This window comes from Streptomyces sp. NBC_00523 (assembly GCF_036346615.1).
GTDB lineage: Bacteria > Actinomycetota > Actinomycetes > Streptomycetales > Streptomycetaceae > Streptomyces.
In genome coordinates this window covers 4,172,316-4,190,945 of sequence record NZ_CP107836.1, presented here as the reverse complement: position 1 = coordinate 4,190,945, position 18,630 = coordinate 4,172,316, and the positions used below count along the sequence as shown (strand labels likewise).

Here is an 18,630-nt window from a genome sequence, read left to right as displayed (position 1 = left end):
TTACGGAGACGGCTTACGGGGACACGGGCTCGCGGTCGTCCCGCGCGTCCTCGGAGAGCTGTTCGAGGAAGGGTTCGACCGCGGCGCGCCAGCCCTCCGGCTGGTCGAAGTGCACGAGGTGGCCGGCGTCCGCCACCTCCGCGTACTGACCGCGCGGCAGGACCCGGACCATCTCCTGGGCCTCCGCCCGGCCGAGCTCGCCGTCCAGGCCGCGCAGCACCAGCGTCGGGCATCTGACCTGGGCCAGCTCCTCCCAGTGCGCGTCGAACACCCAGGTGGCGCGGGACTCCAGCATCTGGCGGCGGGAGAACACGGGCCACCAGCCGCCGTCCCGCTCGGCCATCACCTCGGCGTAGAACGCGCCCCGGGCCGGGCTGGGGCGCTCCACCCAGGGGTCCTCCTCGCCGAACCAGCGCCGCACGGCGTCGGGCGAGGCGAAGGGGAGCGGCCAGCTCCCGAACCAGTCCTCCCACTCGCGCTGCGAGGCCGCGCCGAGCGCGGAGGCCCGCATGTCGCAGACGACCAGCGCGCGGACCAGGTCGGGGCGCTTGGCGGCGAGCTGCCAGGCGGTGAGCGCTCCCATGGAGTGGCCGACGAGGGTGACGGGGGCGAGCCCGAGCTGTTCGATGACCGCCTCGGCGTCCGCCACGTAGGCGTCGCGGGTGTAGGGGCCGTCGGCCGGTTTCCCGCTGTCGCCGTGGCCGCGCTGGTCGAGGCCGACCGGCCGGTGCCGTTCGGCGAGCCAGGCCGCCGTGGGCGCCCAGTGCGAGGCCCGGCCCATCAGGCCGTGCAGCAGTAAGACGGCGGGGGCGTTGTCCGCGCCCGCGCGGGGCGGGTCGGCGAACTCCCAGGCCGCGAGGCGTACGCCGTCCGATCCGGTCACTTCGATGCACCGCGCCATGGCTTCTGGCACCCCCTTCTCTCCCTGAGACTCCGGCTGGGTCACCGGGGTTGTCGTGTCGGCCAGACTATCGAACTCCTATTCGAAAACCGGGATCTGCCGGCCAACACCGCTCGTTCGAGTGACTGCTTCCCAGGATTGACGACGGCGGCTGCGGGGAGATGTTCTGCGGGAGGCGGGCCACTCGGGGATGAGGGCTCGCGGGACCGACCTTGAGAGCTCGGGGCTCCAGGTCGGGCACAGGGAGGGACAGGCCCCGGCGCCTCGCGGCGCCGGGGCCATCCGCTTGTCTGCGGACGACGGGTGCATCGCAGCTCCCCTCCGGCGGCAGGGGCGGCGGCCGACACGCTCAGCCACCCCTCCGCCACAGCCTGGCACGGTCCGCGCCGGAACGCTGCGGTTCCGGACGGAAAAAGAGAAACCGGGCACCGGCGGCTGCCGGTGCCCGGTCTCCCGGAAGGCGGTTCTACCTCTTCGCCACGAAGACGTGCGAGGCGACCTCGGAGTCGAGCTCCGCCGCCTCGCCGCTGCTGCCGACCAGCACTCCGCCGGGCGACTGCGTCACGCTGACCACGGCGCCGGGCTGCACGCCCGCCCGCCGCAGCGTGTACATCAGCTGGGCGTCCGTCTGGATCGGCTCCCCGATCCGGCGGACCACCACCGTCTTGCCGTCGCTGCCCGGGTCGAGATCGGACAGGCTGACCATGCCCTCGTCGAGGAACGGGTCGGCCTCGGCGCTCTCGCCCAGCTCCTCCAGGCCCGGGATCGGATTCCCGTACGGCGACTCCGTCGGGTGCCGCAGCAGCTCCAGCACCCGGCGCTCGACCGCCTCGCTCATCACGTGCTCCCACCGACACGCCTCGGCGTGGACCTGCTCCCACTCCAGGCCGATCACGTCGACCAGCAGGCACTCGGCCAGCCGGTGCTTCCGCATGACGCGGGTCGCCAGGCGGCGGCCCTCCTCCGTCAGTTCCAGATGGCGGTCGCCCGCGACCTGAACCAGGCCGTCGCGCTCCATCCGCGCCACGGTCTGGCTGACGGTCGGACCGCTCTGGTCCAGCCGTTCCGCGATCCGGGCGCGCATGGGGACCACGCCTTCCTCTTCGAGTTCGAGGATGGTGCGGAGATACATCTCCGTGGTGTCGATCAGTCCGGACATTCGTGCCCCTCGATGCAATCGTGCGCTGGCCCTGCACCAATTCTGACGCATCGCGCGTGGAACCGTGCCCCGCCGTCGTCACCGGGGCCGTGCGGTATTGACAGGTCACTGGTCCAGACCGCAACGTGATCGGCGTTACGGACGCCCCATGGACATCCCACCCCGCCGGAAAGGTCCTCCCCGATGAGCGAAAGCAAGCTGGCCGGTCAGTTCTTCGATGCGGCGATCGGCCTGCTGGGGAGGGTACGGGACGAGGAGGCCGGGAACATCGCGGCCGCCGGTGCCGCGATCGCCGACACCGTCGAGGCGGGCGGCCGGCTCTTCGCCTTCGGCGCCGGGCACTCCTCGCTCGCCGCGCAGGACGTCGTCTACCGGGCGGGCGGGCTCGCCCTGATGAACCTCATGGCCGTCCCCGGGGCCCTCGGCGTGGACGTCATGCCCGCCACCCTGGGCTCGGCCCTGGAACGCGTGGACGGCCTCGCGGGCGCGGTGCTCGACTCCAGCCCCGCGAAGTCCGGCGACGTGCTCGTGATCATCTCGCTCTCCGGGCGCAACGCCCTGCCCGTCGAGATGGCGCTCAACGCCCGCGCGCTGGGCCTGAAGGTCATCGGCGTCACCTCGGTCGCGTACGCGGAGAACACCCGGTCCCGGCACAGCTCGGGCGGCTTCCTGCGGGACCACTGCGACATCGTCCTCGACAGCAAGATCGCGATCGGCGACGCGGAGCTGGAGGTGGACGGCATCGAGGCGCCGTTCGCGCCCGCGTCCACGGTGGTCACCAGCGCGATCATGCAGGGCATGATGGCCGCCGCGGCCGAGCGGCTGCTGGAACGGGGCATCGAGCCGCCGCTGCTGCGCTCGGGCAACGTGGACGGCGGCCACGAGTGGAACGGGCGCGTGATGACGCAGTACGCGGACCGGATCTTCTACCGGCACTAGCGGCTTACGGGGCGGCCGGGCCGCCCAGCTGGTGCAGGTCCACCGACGCGGCCACCCGGGCCGCCACGCTCTCCGCGTACATCGCGTCCGGGCGTTCGAACGCGGCGCGGTGGGACGAGCGGAGGAACGTCACCACGCCCAGGGTGCGGCCGCGGCTGCGCAGGACCGTGGAGAGGGCGTGGACCGCGTCCGGGGGCCACTGGCGGCGGCGGGCCCACTCGCCGTCCACCCGGTCCGCCCCCGCCGAGGTGCGCACCGAACCCGTGCGGTCCACCGCCTGGAGCGCCGGGTGGCCCGGCGCGTACCGCAGCGGGATGCCGCCCCCGGCCACCGGGAGGCAGGGGCCAGGCGCGTCGGCCGGGGTGGCCGCGGCCCGGACCAGCCGCTCCCCCGCCATCAGGTCGACCAGCGCGTGATCGGCGAACCCGGCCAGCGCGAAGTCGAGCGACGCCATCGCGGCCTCCATCGGGTCCTCGCACTCCGCGGCGGACCGCGAGGCGCGGTGCAGCTGGTTGGAGCGGAAGCGCAGCCGGTCCGCCTCCTGGGCGGCGAGCCGGGCCTCCGTGACGTCCTGGAAGACCCATCCGGCGCCCAGCGGCACGGGCTCCTCGGTGAGCGGGGACGCCAGCCGCAGAAAGCCGCTGCGCCAGCAGCGACGGCGGGTGCCCTCTCCGCCGCGCAGGGTCACCCACAGCTCGGCGGGCGCGTCCGGCGCCCCCTCCGCGAGGACGTGCTGAAGGGCGCCCTCCAGCTCCTCGACCCCTTGCGCGATCAGCTCGCCGAGGGGCCGCCCCAGCATCGACGTACGACCGCTGCCCAGGGCGCGGGCCGCATGGGCGTTGACGACGGTGGGGCGCAGGTCCACGTCGACCAGGACGACGCCCCAGGAGGCGTCCTCGAACAGGGCCTCGCTCAGCGCGATGGCCCGTTCCAGGTCGATCTGGGCGTGCACCTCGCTGAACGCGCAGTACACCCCGGCCGGCTTGCCGTCGGCGCCCCGGACCCCGGCGGACTGGGTGCGCACCAGGACCCGGCCGCCGTCCTTGCGCAGCAGCGCGAACTCGTGGACCTGGCGCCCCGGCGCGTCCATGACCGCCATCAGCCGCCCCTGCACCTCGTCCGCGTCGGCCCGGCGCACCGCCCAGCCGGCCAGCCCGGGCCGGCCCACGGCCTCGTCGGCGGACCAGCCGAGGACGCGCTCGGCCTCGCGGTTCCAGTGGGTGACGGTGCCGTCCGCACCGAAGGCGCAGAGCGCCGCGTCCATGCCGTCGAGAAGGGCCGCCAGCAGTTCCGCACCGGCCGTCCCCCTGCTCGTGGAAGCACTCATCCCGGTCCCCTTGCGAGAGGTGTCCGCCATAGCCGCACGTCAGACCATTGAACTCGAACGTGACCCGGGACACAGCGACTTTCCCGGAAATCGGCCCGCCGTTAATTCGGTTGTGCGGCCCCGGGGCGCTTCCTAAGCTGTCCGTACACGTTGAAAGGAGGTGATCCGAAAAGTGCAGTCTTATCGGATTCGTGAGGTGGCTGCGGGCTGACAGCCCGTCGTCGCACATCGTGCACCTCGGCGGACTGTCTGCCGAAACCCAAGCAGTCACCGACCCGCAGGCTCGCCGGTAGATCCGGCCGGCTCCTCCGCAAGGAGGGACCAGAGCCTGCGGGTTTCCGCATGTCGGGGGCGGTTTACGGGCACAGGCGCTCGACGCGCCACTTCTCCCCGCCGCCCTCGCGGACGTAACGCAGCCGGTCGTGGAGCCGGTTCTCGTGGCCCTGCCAGAACTCGATCGTCTCGGGGACGACCCGGAAGCCGCCCCAGTGCGGGGGCGCCGGGACCTTCTCGCCCTCCGGGTAGCGGGCCGACAACTCCTCGTAGCGGGCGGTCAGCTCCTCGCGGCTGCCGATCACCGTGGACTGCTCGCTCGCCCAGGCCCCGAGCTGCGAACCGTGCGGGCGGGTGCGGAAGTAGGCGACGGTCTCCTCGCGGGGGACGCGCGCGGCGGTGCCGGTGACGATGACCTGGCGGGCCAGCGGGTGCCAGGGGAAGAGCAGCGAGACGTACGGGTTGGCCGTCAGCTCGCGGCCCTTGCGGGAGCCGTAGTTGGTGAAGAAGACGAAGCCGCGCGCGTCGTACATCTTCAGCAGCACCGTGCGGGAGGAGGGGCGGCCCTCGGGGGTCGCCGTGGAGACCACCATGGCGTTCGGCTCGTGGAGCATGCCACCGGCGGCGACTTGGCGGAACCAGCGCGCGAACTGGTCCATCGGATCGGGCGCGAGCGAGTCCTCGGTGAAGGTCTCGGATCGGTATTGCTCGCGCATCGCGGCCGGATCGGTGGTGGAATCGAAGGAGGAGTCTGAGGAGTCTGGGGTGGGCACGGTGCCATCCTGCCGCAGCGGCCGGACGGGCAGGAGGTCCGCCCGGCGCAACCGTCGAACCGAGGGAGCCGCCTGATGTCCGACTTCGTACCCGGACTCGAAGGAGTCGTCGCGTTCGAGACGGAAATCGCCGAACCCGACAAGGAGGGCGGTTCGCTCCGGTACCGGGGCGTCGACATCGAGGAGCTGGTCGGTCACGTCTCCTTCGGACATGTGTGGGGGCTGCTGGTGGACGGGGCCTTCGAGCCCGGTCTGCCACCCGCCGAACCGTTTCCGCTCCCCGTGCACTCCGGTGACGTCCGGGTCGATGTGCAGGCCGCTCTGGCGATGCTCGCCCCGGTCTGGGGGCTGAAACCGCTGCTCGACATCGACGCGGAGACCGCCCGCGAGAATCTGGCGCGGGCCGCCGTGATGGCGCTGTCGTACGTGGCGCAGTCGGCGCGCGGACAGGGCCTGCCGATGGTCCCGCAGCGGGAGATCGACAAGGCCGATTCCGTGGTGGAGCGGTTCATGATCCGCTGGCGGGGCGAGCCGGATCCCCGGCACGTGAAGGCCGTCGACGCGTACTGGACGTCCGCCGCCGAGCACGGCATGAACGCCTCGACGTTCACCGCCCGGGTCATCGCCTCGACCGGGGCGGACGTGGCGGCCGCGCTGTCCGGCGCGGTGGGCGCCATGTCGGGCCCGCTGCACGGCGGTGCCCCGTCCCGGGTCCTCGGCATGATCGAGGAGATCGAGCGGACCGGGGACGCCACGGCGTACGTGAAGAAGGCGCTGGACAAGGGCGAGCGGCTGATGGGCTTCGGCCACCGCGTCTACCGCGCCGAGGACCCGCGCGCCCGGGTGCTGCGGCGCACCGCCGAGGAGCTGGGCGCACCCCGCTACGAGGTGGCGCGGGCGCTGGAGAAGGCCGCCCTCGAGGAGCTGCACGCGCGCCGCCCGGACCGGGTGCTGGCGACGAACGTGGAGTTCTGGGCGGCGATCATGCTGGACTTCGCCGAGGTGCCGGCGCCCATGTTCACGTCGATGTTCACCTGTGCCCGTACGGCGGGCTGGTCGGCTCACATCCTGGAGCAGAAGCGGACGGGCCGCCTGGTGCGCCCGTCGGCGCGCTACGTGGGCCCGGGCGCGCGGAGCCCGCGCGAGGTCGCGGGGTACGAGGAGCTGAACAGGCCGTAGGGCGGGCCCTGCCCCTGGGCCTCAGTCCCGGTCGAGCGCCCAGGTCTGGAGGGCGTACGGGCGCCCCTTCTCCTCGCCCTCGATGAGCGGTACGCCGAGCAGCCGGAAGCCGTTCGCGGCGGCGACGGCGACGCTGGCCGCGTTCTCCGCCTCCAGTTCCAGGATGACCCGGTCGACGCCCAGCTCCTCGAAGGCGTACGCGGCCATCACCCGCACCGCCCGCCCGGCCAGCCCCTGGCCGCGGTGGGCGGGGCCGACCGCGTAACCCAGCTCCGTGCCCTCGGGGGCGCGCCGCAGCATGACCTCGCCGAGCGGGGCGCCGCCGTCGAGCGTGATGGCGAGCAGCACGGCCGTGCCGTCCGCCCGCAGCTGCCGGGCCTTCGCCAGCCGCGCGCGGGCGGCCTCGGCGTCGAACGGCGAGACGATCGGCGTCCAGTACGCGATGTCCGGGTGGTCGAAGAGCTCCGGCATGGCGGCGAGGTCGTCCTCGGTCCAGTCGCGCAGCACGAGCCCCTCACCGGTGAGTTCGACGTGGCGGGGGAAGGGGGGCGTGGCGCTGCTGGTCATGGTCGGGACCCTATCCGGGCGTTCCGCTGACACCAAGGCGTTTCCTGCGCCATGCTCTGGCTCCCGGAAAGTGACAGAGGTGGGTATGCGCGAGGAAATGCGGCAGTTGACGAAGATCGTCCGAAGACGGGACGCGCTGCGGTACGGGGCGGTCGGCCTCGTCACGGTCGCCCTGGCGGCCTGCGGCAGGAACAAGGACTCCGACGGTGTGCCGGGCCGACCGGCCACGAAGCCGACGGTGGCCGGGGCCGCGCTCGAAGCGTTCGTGAGCGGCACGTGGAAGCTCTCGTACGAGCCGCGGGGCCAGGCCCACGACGAGTGGCGGCGGATCGAGATCAAGGGCGGTCGGTGGAGCCTCGACGGGGGCGACGAGACGGGTACGTACGAGCTGGCCGGGAGTGGCCTGGTGGTCCGGTTCGACGGCCGGGACATGGACGACGTCTGGGCCGCGTCCGGCCTGCCCGCGGCGGTCGGCGACAAGGCCGCGGTCACCCTGGGGTGGGGGCTGAGCGCGGAGTCGGGCGAGGTGGACCCCGGCTCACCGGTGGACACCCGGCAGGCCCCGCTGCCGGTGGTGTGGGACGGCGGGAAGCTGACGATCCGGACCGATCACGGCCTGCGGATCACGGCGGTCCGGGCCTGAGCGGCACCCCTCAGCCCAGGGCCTCGTCCAGCAGCGCGCCCCACTGGGCGACCACCTTGCGGCGGCGGGCGGTGTCGTCGGTGAGGACGTTGGCGAGGCCGAGCCCCCGGGCCATGTCGAGCAGCCCCTGCACGGTCTCGCGCACCCCGGGCCTCGCCTCGTCGGCGCGCAGGAGGTGGACGGCGATGCGGTGGGTCTCGCGGCCCACCCGCGCCTCCAGCTCCGTGACGCGGGGCCGCAGTTGCTCCTCGTTGGACGCGGCGACCCAGAGCTGGAGGGCGGCGCGGAAGAGGGGGCCGGTGTAGAGGTCGACCAGGGCGGCGACGACGGCGGCGCGGTCCTGGTCGGGGACGGCGCGCAGGGCGGCGGAGCGTTCCTCGGCGACGTATTCGACGGCGGCGGTGAACAGGTCCTCGCGAGTGGGGAAGTGGTGCTGCGCCGCGCCCCGCGAGACCCCGGCCCGTTCCGCCACGACGGCGACGGTGGACCCGGCCCAGCCGTGTTCGGCGAGGCAGGCCACCGCGGCCTCCAGGAGGCGGCGGCGGGTGGCACGGCTGCGGTCCTGTTTGGGGCCGGGGCTGCTGCCGCCCGGTGTCACAACGCCCATGCGGGGTCCCGTCGTTCGAGGAAGGCCGTCATCCCCTCCCGGGCCTCCTCGGAGGCGAAGAGCTGGGCGGAGCGGGCGATGAGGTCTTCGGCGTGCTGATCGAAATTCTCCAGCACAGTAGCCGTGACCAGTGCCTTGGACGCCGCCAGCCCCTGCGGCGAGGCCCGCCGCAGATCGTCCAGTACGAGGTCCACCGAGCCGTCCACGTCGGTGGCGGCCATCGTGACGAGGCCGATGCGCTCGGCCTCGTCCGCGGAGAACTTCTCGCCGGTCAGGTAGTAGCGGGCGGCGGCGCGCGGGTCGATGCGCGGGAGCAGCGGCATCGAGATCACGGCGGGCGCGAGGCCGAGCCGTGCCTCGGTGAGGGCGAAGGTCGACCCGGTCCCGGCGACGGAGAGGTCGCAGGCCGCGAGCAGCCCGAGCCCTCCGGCCCGCACGTGCCCGTCGACCCGGGCCACCACGGGCTTCGGCAGCGCGACGATCCGCCGCATCAGGGCCACGAAGTCGTGCGGGTCGGCCGGGGCCCGCAGATCGGCGCCCGCGCAGAAGGTGGTCCCGGTGTGGGTGAGCACGACGGCCCGCACGGAGGCGTCGGCCGCGCACGCGTCCAGCGCCTCCGCGAGAGCGGCGACGAGCCCGGCGCTGAGCGCGTTGCGGTTGGCGGGCGAGTCGAGCGTGAGGGTGGTGACGCCGCGCGTGTGGGCGGGCGGGGCGAGCGGGCTCATCCGCGGTCTCCTTCTCTGCCGGCAGTCGCGTCGAGCGTGGCAGCAGGACCGGGAACAATCAAGCGCGCTTGCATGATTTTACGCGCGTGCGGGGCGGTCCGCCGTGACCAGCCACGAGGTGCTGCGCAGACGGACCGTGCCGTCCGCCGCCTCGTGGCCGCGCAGGTGGTCCGTGAGGACGGCGCGCGCACGGGTGCGGGCTGCCGCGTCGGCCTGCTGCATCAGGTGGCGGCCCGGGCCCGTGCCCAGCAGGAAGTCCGCCGCGTCCCCGGCGTCGGTGCCCCATGTCCCGTACACCTGCGCCTGGTTGACGTCGATACGGGAGAAGCCCGCCGCCGTCAGGATCTCGCGGATGTGGTCCGGGGCGGCCAAAGAGAACATGCCGGGAAGCCCCGGGCGGCCGAAGTCGCCGACCGGGAGGAAGTCACGGAGGGCCGCCATGGCCACGACCCACTCGTTGAGCGCGGCGTCGGCCGGGCAGACGAAGGCGAGCCGCCCGCCGGGGCGCAGTGCGTGGCCGATGTTGCCGAAGGCCGCCACGGGGTCGGCGAAGAACATCACCCCGTAACGGCTGATCGCCGAGTCGTACGCGCCGGGCTCGAAGGGGTGCGTCTGGGCGTCGCCCTGGACGAAGGAGGCGTTGCCGACGCCCTCCCGTTCCGCGCGGGCCCGCGCCTCGGCCAGCATCGGCCCGGACAGGTCGAGGCCCGTGGCGCTCCCCCGGGGCGCCCGGAGCGCGGCGAGGCGCGTGGTCTGCCCGGTGCCGCAGCCGAGGTCGAGGGTGCGGTGGCCGCCCCCGGAGATCCCCGCGGCGTCGAGGAGGGGGTCGTTGAAGCCGCCGTTGACCGCGTTCCAGCGGTCCTGATGGCCGGCCCAGTGGACGCCTTCGGGGCCGTTCCAGGCCTGCTCCTGCTCGGTGTTGACGATCTCGGACACGCGTGCCTCCTGACGTGGGCGCCCAAGAATGGGCGTTCGCCCAAACAGTATGGGCACACGCCCAAACCCGCAATCCCCGCTACCATGCGGAGCGGTCGCGCCCACAAGGGGCGGGGCCGGCAGAACGGAAGAAGGCCCATGTCACCGCGCGGAGTGGCGACGCCGGACGTGCGCGAGCGGCTGTTCGCGGCGGCCGAGCGCATCGTGGAGAAGGACGGGCCCGGCGCGCTCACCAGCCGGGCCGTCACGACGGAGGCGGGCTGCGCGAAGGGCCTCCTGCACACGCACTTCGCGGGGCTCGATGAGTTCGTCGCGGAGCTCTGCCTCGACCGGTTCGCCCGGACGGCCACGAAGGCCCGGGCCCTCTCGGCGCTCGCCGGGCAGGGGACGGTCCGGGAGAACCTGGAGGCCGTGGTCCTCGCCCTCTTCGCCTCCGGCGGCCCCGCGATCTCGGGCCTCGCCATGACCCGCCCGGCGGCCACGGTCCGCGTCCGCGAAGCCCTGGAGGCCGGGGCACCGGGCTTCGCGGCGATCCAGGAGGCCGTCACGGACTACCTGACCGACGAGCAGGAGCGGGGCAGGGTGGCGGCGGAGGTGGACGCACCCGCGGTCGCGCTCGCGCTGGTCGGCACCGCGCACCACCTCCTGATGACGACATGGCCGGGCGCCCCGGACCCACGCCCGGCGATGACCCGGCTGGTGGCGGTGCTGGTGGGGTCCGGAACCTGAGGCCTCGGCGCCCGCCGTCACGCCGCGGGCGCGCTCCAGTGCTCGGCGACCCAGCGCTCCAGGGTGACCGGCGCGGGCAGCGCGCGACGCAGGTCGCTCACCTCGGCCCGGAAGCCCACCTCGTTGAACCAGGCGAACATCGCACCCATCTCCTCGCTGTGCGCCCGGAGTTGCCCGACGGGCATGGGGACGAAGCGCACGGGCCGCCCGGCGGCGCGGGCGAACACCTCGGCCATCTGCGGCCCGGTGAGCGCGTCGCCGGCCATCTCCACGATGCGGCCCAGGTAGTCGGCCGGGGCGGCGAAGGCGGCGGCCGCTAGGGCGCCGATGTCGTCGGGGCTGACCATCCGGAGCCGGGTGTCCGCGTCGAGCGCCAGGGTGAGCGTCAGCTCCTCGCCGTCCCATCGCGGCCCCAGGCCCTCGAAGTTGGAAATGAAGAACGTCGGCCGCAGCACGGTCGCGGGCAGCCCCAGGGCCTCGATGTGCTGCTCGATCTCGCCCTTGCTCGCGAAGTGCCGTACGTCCCCGGCGCGGTCGGCACCGTCCACGGAGCTGTAGACGACATGCGCGACCCCCGCCCGGGCGGCGGCGTCCGCGACCGCCCGGCCCTGCCGGATCTCCCCGTCGAAACCGTCCGGCCCGGCGAAGGTCTGCACGCTGAACACCCCGTACGCCCCCGCCAGGGCCGCGTCCAGGGAGCGTGCATCGTCCAGGTCCCCGCGTACGAGCACCGCACCCGCCTCCTTCAGCGCGAGCGCGGCGGACGCGTCCGGATCGCGCACCAGCGCCCGTACGGTCCAGCCCTGCCCCAGCAGCGCCCGGGCGACGGCCCCGCCCTGCTTCCCCGTCGCGCCGGTGACCACGATGACTCGGTTGTCGGACATGGGTGTTCCTCCTGCGTACGAGGTCCGCCCTCGGTGCGGCGGACCGGCATACCAAGACGGTGAACCCTCAAGCGCGATTGAGGTCAAGGGGAGGCGGTGAGCCGACGCGTCACCGCCCCTCGGAGTACGGCGAAAGCGAGGTGCCGCCTTCCGTGCCGATGCCGTACACGTCGTCCGTGCTGAGGTTCTGCTGGGTGCGGTCGCCCTCGAAGAACAGGACGCGGCGCGACTGCCCCATGCGCTCGAAGCGTTTGATGAGGTCCTGGGCGAGGCCGGGGAGCGATTCGGGCGGTGCCGAGAGGGCGCCGAACGTGCCCTCGTGGAAGTCGCCCGTCCGCGGGTCGCGCAGCGTCGCCCAGCCTCCTCGCAGGGGCAGGATCTGGAGGAGATAGGTGTACGTGCCCGGGCTGGAGACGGCGTGCAGAGCGGTCGGCGTGACGTGCTGGTCGCTCCTCCGGACCGGGACGATCAGATAGTCACCGTCTCCCCCGGGACCGGCCAGGATGTGCATGCGCCGGGAGCGCCCCCAGGAGGCGGGGGCCAGCACGCCTTCGCGTTCCAGGTCGAGCAGCAGGGACTGGGCGAGCCCGTCGCGGGCCGCGCCGTCGCCCATGGTGCCGGGGCGGGCCCTGCGGATGTGGAGGAGGGGCGCGTCGTCGGGGATGAGAGGGAGGAACCTGGTCACCACGGTGAGGGCTTCCTCCGTCGTCGGGCGGATGGGGCCGTCCCGTACGACGACGACGCCCTCGATGGCGTCCGGATCCATGGGCGTCACGTCGGGGCGGCCGGTGGGGAGCACCGGCGCGGACAGCCCCCGGCCGCCGCACTCCCGGTTCGCGCAGGAGGCCGCGACCACCTCCGGCTCGTCGACGGAGAGGGTGTACGAGGTCGGCCGCTGCGCCTTCAGGCAGTCCCTGCACAGCGTGTACCGGCACTTCTGGCATTGCAGCCCGATGGGGTTCGTCGGCTGGATCTCCACGTCGTTGTCGGTGAACATGACCGCGTGCGTCGAGTACCAGCGGCCGTCGCAGGACGAGCACGCCGTCGTGATCGGCGCCAGCAGCGCGTTCCACTGCTGCGTCTCGGTCAGGGGTTCGGGGGACGTCAGCCGCGCCGTACGGCTCTGGGCCAGCACTGTGAGCGCCACGAACAGTCCGTCGGGGTGCTCCGGATCGCGCCGCAGTCCGCGCAGGGCCTCGTCCAGCGCGGTACGGTGCCGCCCTTCCCCGAGCAGCCCCACCACCGTGTTCCGCAGCTCCGTGAGGCGCGGGCTTCGTTTCCATTCCGCCAGTTCGAACCGCCGCATGGAGGTCACCGCCAATCTGCTAGTTCGGTTGCTTCGGCATGCCGCCCGGCTGTGGTCAGCGCCTGGACCGCCGCCTGCCGTGCGGCCTCGAAGAGAGCCGCGGGCAGGGGCGTCGACAGCAAGCGGTTGAGCTCGTTGATGGCCTCGTCCAGCCGGCCGAGCCGGATCAGTACCTGGGCCAGCGAGAGCGATCTGCGCTGCTGGTCGATCTGCGGCAGCGGGGTCGCCAGGGCTTCGACCGGCGGTCTCCGGACCGCCCGGGCCAGCATCTCCGCGAGCATCGTGAACGACTGCGGACGCTCGGACAGGTGTTGCTGCAGGCAGCTCGACAGGAGGACGCTGATGCCCTCACCGGGCGGGGTGACGGGCACCTGGGTCAGCTTGGACTGCCCCCAGTAGTAGAGCTCGCTCTGCCGCTCACCCGGGCCCGAGGACGCGTAGTAGTCCAGCAGTTGCTCCCGCTGGGCGGCCGGGTCGGATGCCAGGGCGAACGGGTAGGGGAGCCTGCCCGTGCACGCCTCGTAGAGGAGCACGCCGAAGGAGAAGATGTCGGCGCGGGTGTCGCAGGGCTCCCGCCGCAGCACCTCGGGCGCGGCGTACGCCCAGGTGCCGCCCCGCGCGCCCGCGAAGCGTCCGTCCTGGATGCGCACCCGTTGGGCCAGGCCGAAGTCGGCGACCTTGGCCTGACCGTTCTCGTCCACGAGGACGTTCGACGGTTTGAGGTCGAGGTGGGCCACCTCTACGACGTGGGACAGGTGGGCCATTCCGGCGCACACCTGCTGAAGGAGTCCGGTAAGTGAAAGCCCGGGCCCCAGTCCGATCAGGTCGGTCAGGGTGGAGGGCGCGTAGTCGAAGACGATGCCCGACCGCCCGCGCACCTCGATGACGCCGAGCGTGGTGACGGTGTGCTGGTGCGGTTCGAGCCGGAGCAGCATTTCGAGTTCGTCGTCGCCGACAAGTGCGCCGGAGAGCGGGACCTTGATCGCGCGGCGGCCGCCGCGTTCGAGGTCATCGACGATGAGGACCCATGCCTGCCCGCCGCGGCGGATCTCCGCCACCGACCAGCGGTCGGACAGCACCTCCCCGATGGCCGCGGGCGCGCCCGCCAGAGGGGGAGGCGGCTCGTAGGGTCCGGCGGCCGTCAGATCGGTGCGGGAATCGGCGTCCAACTGGTTGATCACCCCTTCACTCAGGCGCCTCCGGCGTCATGTGCGCGTTCGGGTCGTACAGGTCGGGCGCGGAGAACTCCACCAGCATCGTTCCGCTCCCGACGCTCAGCCGGTCCTTGTCCCCGACGGAGCAGATGTCCCCCTTGGAGAGCTTCAGCTGGCGTGTGGCGCCTGCCAGGAAGGCCGGGTGCGATCCGAGGTGCTGGTAGGTCAAGGAGGCCCCGACCAGAGCGAGATGGCCGTGGAAGCGACTGTCCCGGTGGTCCGGCAGGTACACCCGGTTGTTGACGTTGCGGCCGAACGAGACCGTGAAGTCATCGGATTCCAGGAAGAGTTCCGTCGAAGCGCCGTGCACCCAGGACAGCCGGAGCGTGCCCCCGGCATGACGGCGTACGGGTGCGGCCGGCCGCAGCCGCTCGGGGGCGAGCGCGACCAGGCTCCCGGCCGGGGCGAGCAGCACGGTGTCGCGGTTCCAGTTCCCCGAGTTGAGACGGGCCGACACGATGCCGATGGCGCTGCCCGTGCCGGTGAGCAGCACCGGTGCGCCGCTCATGCCCGGCTGGGCGTGCCGGCAGCTCACCTTCACCCAGGCCCGGCCGTTCCGCGCCGTGGTGCCGACGTAGTGGCCGACGCCGGAGTCGTAGTCGCGGGACGCGGCGAATCCGCGGAGGTGGACCGGGTCGCCGGGGGTGGCGCCCGTATGCGGGGTGAGCGTCACCGGGTCCCAGTCATCCGCTTCGCGTACCTGGATCAGTGCCACGTCGGCCGCCCCGTCCGAGGGCGGCGAGCAGTCGACGGGGAAGGAAAGCCCCGGCGCGGCGATCGGCTCGAAGGTCCACTGCGCGGCCCGGTGCGACGCGAGGACGTGAGCCGCCGTCGCGGCGAGTCCGTCGGCGGTGAGCACGACCGCCGTCGCCACGGGCTCACCGTCGCGCACCAGTCTTCCGATGGGGTCCACGGCGCCGCCTCAGTCCGGGAACAGCCGGTTGGCCATGTCGAGCAGGGGATCCCGGCCGGACCGGCCGTCCGCCGACAGCTGTTCCGTGTCCGCACCGCCGCCGGGAGCCCGGGAGGCCTGGACCGCCGCCGCCAGCCTATGGCCGTTGAGGGCCGCCGTCTCGTTGGCACTCGCGCGGGACTCGGCGGCCTCGGTGCGGGCCGCCAGATCCGCCACCCGCTGCCGCTGCACCGTCGTGCCGAACAAGGCGCCGATGGCCGCGAACGCGACGGCTTCCACGGAGCCGAGGACGATGAGCAGACGCGACCAGGCGACCTCGGTCGCGTCGGTATGGAACGCCAGCCAGGCGAGCAGCCCGAGCCACAGCACGATGACGGTCACCGCGACGACGAGCGCGGCTCCGACGAGCGGCGTACCCGTCGCCGCCGCGTCCGCCGTCCCGTCGCCCGCGTCGGCGGCCGGATTCTCGGTTTCGGACACATGCCCCCCTGGGTGCTGATCCCTGACCGTCGCCAGTGATTCCTGATCGTCACTATGGTGCGCGAAGTAGCGCTGGGGCGCCCGCAATTCGAGCCACTTGAAGCACGAGGACCGTGCACGAGGCCGACAACGACCGGGGCCTAACGCACCGCCCCTGCGCGCCTATCCTGGACGCCATGGCCCCCACGGACTGGACCAGGCTCACCGAGGCGCGCGGACTGCGGCGGCTGGCGGTGGTCTGCGGGCACATCTTCAGGCGCCCGCACCTGCTCGTCGCCGTCGGCGGCACCGCCTTCCTCGTCAGCCGGTTCGGCAAGGACGTCCCTCTGCTGTACGGCGTGCTGCCCGTGCTCGGAGCCGTCCTGCTCAGCATCAGCATGGGCCGGTTCCGCCCGGCCGACTCGGACGACCCCGGGCCTCAGGCGTAGGGCCCCGTCACATCGCGGCCCGCAGCACGTCCAGTTCGCACCCCGGCGCGGCCGGGTCGAAGCCGTGCTGGATCAGCCAGCGGTACGCGGTGAGGCTGCGCAGCGACCACCAGGCGCGGACGAGGTCCAGGTCGACGTCGGTGCCGTACCCGGCGACGAGGTCACCCAGACGCTCCTCGTGCCCGAGCGTCAGCGTGGCGAGGTCGAACAGCGCGTCCCCACGCGCCGCCTCGGACCAGTCGATGATGCCGGTGACCTCGTCGTCGTCGCCGGTGAACACATGGGTGATCTGCAAGTCGCCGTGCACGAACACCGGCTCCCACGGCCGCAGCGCCGCCTCGGCGATCCGGCGATTACGGGTGACCAGCTCGGCGGGCAGCGCCTCGTGCGCGAGGAGCCAGTCGCACTCCCGCTCCAGCTCGGCCGCCAGGCCGTCCGCGCTCCGCCCGGGCCACGGCGGCAACGGCGCCTCGTGCAGCGTCCGGATCGCGGCCCCCGCCGCGGCCCAGGCCGCCGGTGACGCGGGCGACGGCTCCCCGAGGCGGCCGAGCGCGGTGCCCCGGACGGCGGCGAGCGCCAGCACGGACGGCTTGTGCCACAACACCTCCGGCACCGGGACCGGCGCCAGCGCCAGCGCCTCGGCCTCCACGGCGATCCGCGCCCGATCGGCGTCCACCTTCAGGAACATGTCCCCGACACGCAGCGTCGTCCGCTCGGAGTGGGCTACGACAACCTCGACCTCATCCATGCCGCCCAGTCTCTCCACGAAAGTGCCCCGGGGCGGCGGGCGCCGCTGGGGTCGACCGGATACCAGCCGCCCTCCGGCGCCCGCCACCGCCGGTACCGCGGACCTGCCGTCAGCCGCCAGCCGCCAGCCGTCAGCCGTCAGCCGTCAGCCGTCAGCCGTCAGCCGTCAGCCGTCAGCCGTCAGCCGTCAGCCGTCAGCCCAGGCTCGCCAGGTCCTCCGCGCTCAGCCTCAGCTCGCCCGCCGCGATGTTCTCCTCCAGGTGGGCCGGGGAACCGGTGCCGGGGATGAGCAGGATGTTGGGTGAACGGGCCAGCAGCCAGGCGAGCGCCACCTGCGGGACGGTCGCGTCGTGGCGCTCGGCGACGGCCTCCAGGCGCTCGGCGGTCAGGGGCTGGAAGCCGCCGACCGGATAGAACGGCACGTAGGCGATACCCGCTTCGGCGCAGGCGTCGACCAGGGGATCGTCGTCGCGGCGCGCGATGTTGTACGCGTTCTGCACACAGGCGACCGGCGCCAGCTCGCGCGCCCGCGTGAACTGGTCGAGCGACACGTTGGAGATCCCGATGTGCCGGATCAGGCCCTCGTCGCGCAGGGCCAGCAGCGTCGTGAGGGGGCCGTCGAGCGGGGCGTCCTCATGGCCCCGGTCGCCCATGCGCAGGTTCACCACGTCGAGCCGGTCCAGGCCGAGGGACTTCAGGTTCGCCTCCACCCCGCGTCGCAGCCCGTCCGGGGTGAGACCGTGCTGCTCGCCGGGCGGCAGCGCGATGTCCGGGCCCTCGACCAGCGCGCCGACCTTGGTGACGATCACCAGGTCGTCCGGGTAGGGGTGCAACGCGGACCGGATCAGCTCGTTGGCCGAAACCCCTTCGCGCGCGTAGTAGTTCGAGGTGTCGATGTGGTTGACGCCCAGCTCCACCGCCCGCCGCAGGATGCCGAGGGCCGCGTCGCGGTCGGGCCGCTCGCCCCGTGGCCATCCCGTCAGCTTCATCGCGCCGTAGCCGACCCGGGCGACCCCCAGGTCCCCGCCCAATTCCCACCGTATGGAGTTCATGACCACCAACGTAGGTCACCGGACGCCGACACATCCTCACTGACACGGGGCGCGCCCCGGGGCGCCAACTCCCCACACGTACAACGCTGTACGCGCACACCTCCCGTGGCGGCCGGCTCACCCCACAAGGGCGTGGGCGCGCTCCCGCGGCACCTCGCGCCCCGCGGGAATCGGACGGTATCCCCCCACCCGAGAGGGCGCAGGATGAGCCTCGCGACCGTACGGAAACCGCACCCCACCCGCCCCCGGCTCCGGCACCGGGCCCTGCTCGTGGCCGCCGTGCTCCTGCCCGCGCTGCTGGCGGGGTCCGGGCCGGCCTCCGCCGCCACCGCCACCCGGGCGGCGACGGCGGCGGCCACCGTCCAGAACCCCGTGCCCCGGGCCGTCGTGAACCGCTTCCGGCTCGACACCGGGTGGTACGCGAAGTACGTGGAGGGGCCCAAGGACGTGAACACGGGCGCCTCGATCGCGGTCCTGGGCTCCGCGCAGGTCGCCGACTCCACCCCGCTCAAGGCGGCCCGCCAGCTGGAGGCCCTGGTCCGCACCTGGCCGTACTACCCGGTCGGCGAGCTGGACCGCCGCAACCTCCGCGTGGTGATCACCGCCCGGAACGAGCGGATGAGCTCGGTTCCCGAGGTGCGCGCGGCGTTCGGGACCTCGCTCGACGACCGCTACTGGGCCGAGGGCATCCAGTGCTACTTCGACGTCAACTACGAGGGCCGGCCCGGCGGCGACGGGGTGCACAACGACATCAACACCCGCGCGGAACTGACGCGTTACGACGCCCCGCTGTTCCGCCTGCTCGACCGCGTGCACCGGCGTGCGGCCCTGCCCTCGTAACCCGGCGG

General features: G+C 73.1%; 21 protein-coding genes. 6 read left to right on the top strand and 15 right to left on the bottom strand.

The genetic code is table 11. The features are described 5' to 3' along the window. Positions 1 to 13: 13 nt before the first annotated feature. Both OHS17_RS19070 and OHS17_RS19065 read right to left on the bottom strand, forming a co-directional pair. Entirely contained in the window at positions 14 to 901 is an 888-nt protein-coding gene (locus tag OHS17_RS19070; RefSeq protein ID WP_330315293.1) for an alpha/beta fold hydrolase, read from the bottom strand. A gap of 466 nt (positions 902 to 1,367) precedes the next feature. Next, the gene (locus tag OHS17_RS19065; RefSeq protein WP_330313156.1) at positions 1,368 to 2,060 is read right to left on the bottom strand and encodes a metal-dependent transcriptional regulator; all 693 of its coding nucleotides are present in this window, start codon (positions 2,058 to 2,060) and stop codon (positions 1,368 to 1,370) included. A 183-nt stretch (positions 2,061 to 2,243) separates the two neighbouring features. Between OHS17_RS19065 and OHS17_RS19060 the strand changes: the two genes are divergently transcribed. Beyond that, on the top strand, positions 2,244 to 2,999 hold the full coding sequence (locus OHS17_RS19060; RefSeq protein ID WP_161207320.1) for an SIS domain-containing protein: 756 nt from the start codon (positions 2,244 to 2,246) through the stop codon (positions 2,997 to 2,999). Positions 3,000 to 3,003: 4 nt separating this feature from the next. On the opposite strand, the gene OHS17_RS19055 is transcribed toward OHS17_RS19060, so the two are convergent. Then, entirely contained in the window at positions 3,004 to 4,326 is a 1,323-nt protein-coding gene (locus OHS17_RS19055; RefSeq protein WP_330313155.1) for a PAS domain-containing protein, read from the bottom strand. 356 nt (positions 4,327 to 4,682) lie between these two features. After that, positions 4,683 to 5,315: a pyridoxamine 5'-phosphate oxidase gene (gene pdxH / locus OHS17_RS19050; protein ID WP_164628737.1), complete on the bottom strand. Its 633-nt coding sequence runs from the start codon at positions 5,313 to 5,315 to the stop codon at positions 4,683 to 4,685. A 132-nt stretch (positions 5,316 to 5,447) separates the two neighbouring features. On the opposite strand from pdxH, the gene OHS17_RS19045 reads away from it, so the two are divergent. Next, on the top strand, positions 5,448 to 6,551 hold the full coding sequence (locus OHS17_RS19045; RefSeq protein ID WP_330313154.1) for a citrate synthase 2: 1,104 nt from the start codon (positions 5,448 to 5,450) through the stop codon (positions 6,549 to 6,551). Positions 6,552 to 6,572: 21 nt separating this feature from the next. Here OHS17_RS19045 and OHS17_RS19040 read toward each other — a convergent pair whose 3' ends face one another. Continuing rightward, a complete protein-coding gene (locus OHS17_RS19040; protein ID WP_330313153.1) occupies positions 6,573 to 7,118 on the bottom strand; it encodes a GNAT family N-acetyltransferase in 546 nt (181 codons plus the stop codon). A gap of 85 nt (positions 7,119 to 7,203) precedes the next feature. On the opposite strand from OHS17_RS19040, the gene OHS17_RS19035 reads away from it, so the two are divergent. Continuing rightward, complete coding sequence (locus OHS17_RS19035) at positions 7,204 to 7,761, top strand: hypothetical protein (RefSeq protein ID WP_330313152.1); 558 nt, start codon at positions 7,204 to 7,206, stop codon at positions 7,759 to 7,761. A 10-nt stretch (positions 7,762 to 7,771) separates the two neighbouring features. On the opposite strand, the gene OHS17_RS19030 is transcribed toward OHS17_RS19035, so the two are convergent. From OHS17_RS19030 to OHS17_RS19020, 3 genes are all read right to left on the bottom strand, one after another. Continuing rightward, the gene (locus OHS17_RS19030) at positions 7,772 to 8,368 is read right to left on the bottom strand and encodes a TetR/AcrR family transcriptional regulator (RefSeq protein WP_161207324.1); all 597 of its coding nucleotides are present in this window, start codon (positions 8,366 to 8,368) and stop codon (positions 7,772 to 7,774) included. After that, entirely contained in the window at positions 8,356 to 9,093 is a 738-nt protein-coding gene (locus tag OHS17_RS19025; protein ID WP_330313151.1) for an enoyl-CoA hydratase family protein, read from the bottom strand. The genes OHS17_RS19030 and OHS17_RS19025 overlap by 13 nt, the downstream gene beginning before the upstream one ends. A 78-nt stretch (positions 9,094 to 9,171) precedes the next feature. Then, positions 9,172 to 10,029 carry a class I SAM-dependent methyltransferase gene (locus OHS17_RS19020; protein ID WP_330313150.1) on the bottom strand — a complete coding sequence of 286 codons (858 nt, stop codon included), beginning with the start codon at positions 10,027 to 10,029 and terminating at the stop codon, positions 9,172 to 9,174. Positions 10,030 to 10,167: 138 nt separating this feature from the next. Here OHS17_RS19020 and OHS17_RS19015 point away from each other — a divergent pair, with 138 nt between their 5' ends. Then, a complete protein-coding gene (locus OHS17_RS19015) occupies positions 10,168 to 10,758 on the top strand; it encodes a TetR/AcrR family transcriptional regulator (RefSeq protein WP_330313149.1) in 591 nt (196 codons plus the stop codon). A gap of 17 nt (positions 10,759 to 10,775) precedes the next feature. Here the strand turns inward: OHS17_RS19015 and OHS17_RS19010 are convergent, their stop codons facing one another. The 5 genes from OHS17_RS19010 to OHS17_RS18990 all read right to left on the bottom strand — a co-directional run bounded on the left by OHS17_RS19010 (position 10,776) and on the right by OHS17_RS18990 (position 15,555). Next, the gene (locus OHS17_RS19010) at positions 10,776 to 11,642 is read right to left on the bottom strand and encodes an NmrA/HSCARG family protein (RefSeq protein WP_330313148.1); all 867 of its coding nucleotides are present in this window, start codon (positions 11,640 to 11,642) and stop codon (positions 10,776 to 10,778) included. A gap of 109 nt (positions 11,643 to 11,751) precedes the next feature. Then, positions 11,752 to 12,948 carry a hypothetical protein gene (locus tag OHS17_RS19005; RefSeq protein ID WP_330313147.1) on the bottom strand — a complete coding sequence of 399 codons (1,197 nt, stop codon included), beginning with the start codon at positions 12,946 to 12,948 and terminating at the stop codon, positions 11,752 to 11,754. A 5-nt stretch (positions 12,949 to 12,953) separates the two neighbouring features. Then, a complete protein-coding gene (locus tag OHS17_RS19000) occupies positions 12,954 to 14,117 on the bottom strand; it encodes a serine/threonine-protein kinase (RefSeq protein ID WP_330313146.1) in 1,164 nt (387 codons plus the stop codon). 16 nt (positions 14,118 to 14,133) lie between these two features. Then, the gene (locus OHS17_RS18995; protein ID WP_330313145.1) at positions 14,134 to 15,075 is read right to left on the bottom strand and encodes a trypsin-like peptidase domain-containing protein; all 942 of its coding nucleotides are present in this window, start codon (positions 15,073 to 15,075) and stop codon (positions 14,134 to 14,136) included. A 9-nt stretch (positions 15,076 to 15,084) separates the two neighbouring features. Beyond that, on the bottom strand, positions 15,085 to 15,555 hold the full coding sequence (locus OHS17_RS18990) for a hypothetical protein (RefSeq protein WP_330313144.1): 471 nt from the start codon (positions 15,553 to 15,555) through the stop codon (positions 15,085 to 15,087). Between the two features lie 176 nt (positions 15,556 to 15,731). On the opposite strand from OHS17_RS18990, the gene OHS17_RS18985 reads away from it, so the two are divergent. After that, the gene (locus OHS17_RS18985) at positions 15,732 to 15,983 is read left to right on the top strand and encodes a hypothetical protein (protein ID WP_330313143.1); all 252 of its coding nucleotides are present in this window, start codon (positions 15,732 to 15,734) and stop codon (positions 15,981 to 15,983) included. Between the two features lie 7 nt (positions 15,984 to 15,990). Here OHS17_RS18985 and OHS17_RS18980 read toward each other — a convergent pair whose 3' ends face one another. Together OHS17_RS18980 and OHS17_RS18975 are read right to left on the bottom strand one after the other, a co-directional pair. Further along, positions 15,991 to 16,731, bottom strand: coding sequence for a phosphotransferase family protein (locus OHS17_RS18980; RefSeq protein ID WP_330313142.1), 741 nt, complete (start codon positions 16,729 to 16,731; stop codon positions 15,991 to 15,993). A gap of 193 nt (positions 16,732 to 16,924) precedes the next feature. Next, on the bottom strand, positions 16,925 to 17,782 hold the full coding sequence (locus OHS17_RS18975; protein ID WP_330313141.1) for an oxidoreductase: 858 nt from the start codon (positions 17,780 to 17,782) through the stop codon (positions 16,925 to 16,927). A gap of 204 nt (positions 17,783 to 17,986) precedes the next feature. On the opposite strand from OHS17_RS18975, the gene OHS17_RS18970 reads away from it, so the two are divergent. Next, the gene (locus OHS17_RS18970) at positions 17,987 to 18,622 is read left to right on the top strand and encodes a hypothetical protein (protein ID WP_330313140.1); all 636 of its coding nucleotides are present in this window, start codon (positions 17,987 to 17,989) and stop codon (positions 18,620 to 18,622) included. Positions 18,623 to 18,630 lie beyond the last annotated feature (8 nt).